Source organism: Nostoc sp. CHAB 5715 (assembly GCF_020829685.1).
In the GTDB taxonomy this organism is placed as follows: Bacteria; Cyanobacteriota; Cyanobacteriia; order Cyanobacteriales; family Nostocaceae; genus Nostoc.
Genome location: NZ_JAIVFR010001115.1, coordinates 1 through 2252, shown reverse-complemented (window position 1 = coordinate 2252; position 2252 = coordinate 1). Strand labels below are relative to the sequence as shown.

At 44.1% G+C, this 2252-nt stretch carries 2 protein-coding genes; one reads left to right on the top strand and one right to left on the bottom strand.

Going from position 1 to position 2252, the window contains the following annotated elements:
- Positions 1 to 398 (bottom strand): response regulator (locus LC574_RS36595; RefSeq protein WP_229458519.1); only part of this gene is annotated, 398 nt, incomplete at its 3' end.
- A 170-nt stretch (positions 399 to 568) separates the two neighbouring features.
- On the opposite strand from LC574_RS36595, the gene radA reads away from it, so the two are divergent.
- Positions 569 to 2095 carry a DNA repair protein RadA gene (gene radA, locus LC574_RS36590; protein ID WP_229458517.1) on the top strand — a complete coding sequence of 509 codons (1527 nt, stop codon included), beginning with the start codon at positions 569 to 571 and terminating at the stop codon, positions 2093 to 2095.
- Positions 2096 to 2252 lie beyond the last annotated feature (157 nt).

Genomic DNA, 2252 nt, shown 5'->3' with positions numbered 1-2252 from the left:
CTGGGAATGCCAGAAGCACCGTTTTTGTCTACTCGCCGCAACACTGAGCGAATTCGAGCTTCTAGCTCTTTGGGGGAAAATGGTTTAACTACGTAGTCATCAGCACCCAATTCTAGACCGGTGATGCGATCAGCCACATCCCCCAAGGCTGTTAGCATAATAATCGGGACATCTGATTCTTTTCGTAATTCTTGACATACACCATAGCCGTCTAGCTTTGGCATCATTACATCCAAAACTACCAGGTCAGGATCAGTTTTGCGAAAAATATCTAATGCTTCTTCCCCGTCGCCAGCCGTCACTACATCGTAGCCAATCATGGAAAGGCGCGTTTCCAAAATCCGGCGAATGCTGGCTTCGTCGTCTACCACCAAGATTTTTTCTTTATGGCTTTCCAAGTTTCTCAACGCTCCTTCACTAAAAATTTACATGATTAATTTTTAATACCATAATATTAAGATATCATTCCATCAATTGATTTGGAAAAAGCTCTAAATACTACCATTATTGGTTTTTAGTTTTTTTCAAGAATTAAGTAAATATTAAGATTATTTAATAAGATTTAAGAATGCCAAAGCCAAAAACCTTTTTTGTGTGTAACGAATGTGGAGCAGAATCGCCCCAATGGTTTGGTAAATGTCCAGCTTGTGGCACTTACAACTCTCTAGAAGAACAAATTTCTATTCAATCCTCAGTAGATGTACCCAGTCGGGGGGGAGTGAGTGGTTGGCAATCAACTCAAACTAATGGCAAATCTCACGCTAAACCAGCTAAAGCGCGAGCCTCTTTAACATTTAACCAAATTACCGATCGCCAAATTGCCCGGTGGGAGTCTGGTTATGGAGAATTGGATCGAGTGCTTGGGGGCGGGGTTGTCCCTGGCTCTATGGTGCTGATTGGCGGCGATCCGGGTATTGGTAAATCAACTTTATTGTTGCAAGTATCAAATCAATTAGCACAGAAATATCGCATACTTTACGTAACTGGTGAAGAATCGGGACAGCAGGTAAAATTACGCGCTTCTCGTTTGGGAGTATCAAAAAGCGTAAATGTGGTTAATGATGAGAATACCACTGTGGTAGTAGATGCGACGCTTCCCATAGACCCTGACAGTATAGGTGCAGATTTATATGTACTGCCAGAAACAGATTTAGAAGAAATTTTACGGGAAATAGACTCTCTCAAGCCAAACGTGGCGGTGATTGATAGTATCCAAACAGTGTTTTTTCCAGCGCTGACTTCTGCACCAGGTTCGGTAGCTCAGGTACGGGAATGTACGGCAGCATTGATGAAGGTGGCGAAGCACGAAGATGTCACTATGCTCATTGTGGGACACGTTACCAAAGAAGGAGCGATCGCCGGGCCAAAAGTTTTAGAACATTTAGTAGATACGGTGTTGTATTTTGAAGGCGATCGCTTTGCCTCTCATCGGTTATTACGGACAGTGAAAAACCGTTTTGGCGCAACTCACGAAATCGGCATCTTTGAAATGGTGACAGATGGACTGCGAGAAGTTGCCAACCCCTCAGAGCTATTTTTAGGCAACCGTGACGATCCCGCACCTGGTACTGCCATTGTCGTTGCTTGCGAAGGTACTCGCCCGATAGTTGTAGAATTGCAAGCTTTGGTGAGTCCCACCAGCTACCCCTCACCCCGTCGTGCTGGTACTGGCGTAGATTACAACCGCTTGGTGCAAATTCTTGCCGTCTTAGAAAAACGAGTGGGAATTCCCATGTCGAAATTAGATTCTTACGTTGCTTCTGCGGGTGGGTTGAATGTGGAAGAACCTGCGGTAGATTTAGGAATTGCGATCGCAATTGTAGCTAGTTTCCGCGATCGCATAGTCGATCCCGGTACAGTATTAATTGGTGAAGTTGGGTTAGGTGGACAAGTGCGATCGGTTTCCCAAATGGAACTGCGGTTAAAAGAAGCTGCTAAGTTGGGATTTAAACGAGCGATCGTGCCAAAAGGGACAAAATTTCCCGACCTTAATATTGAAATATTACCAGTATCTAAAGTAATAGATGCAATTATCGCCGCCATCCCCCATCAAGAATTGACAGCAGACGATTTAGAACCCGATGAAGATGAGTAACTACTGGGTACTGGGGACGGAGGATTGGGAAGATGAGGGAGATGAGGGAGATGAGGGAGATGAGGGAGATGAGGGAGAGTTACTAACTTTTGACTCTTAAATCTGGACTTTTGATTCTTTACCCTTAACTCTTGACTCCAGGAACCTAAATATGAAT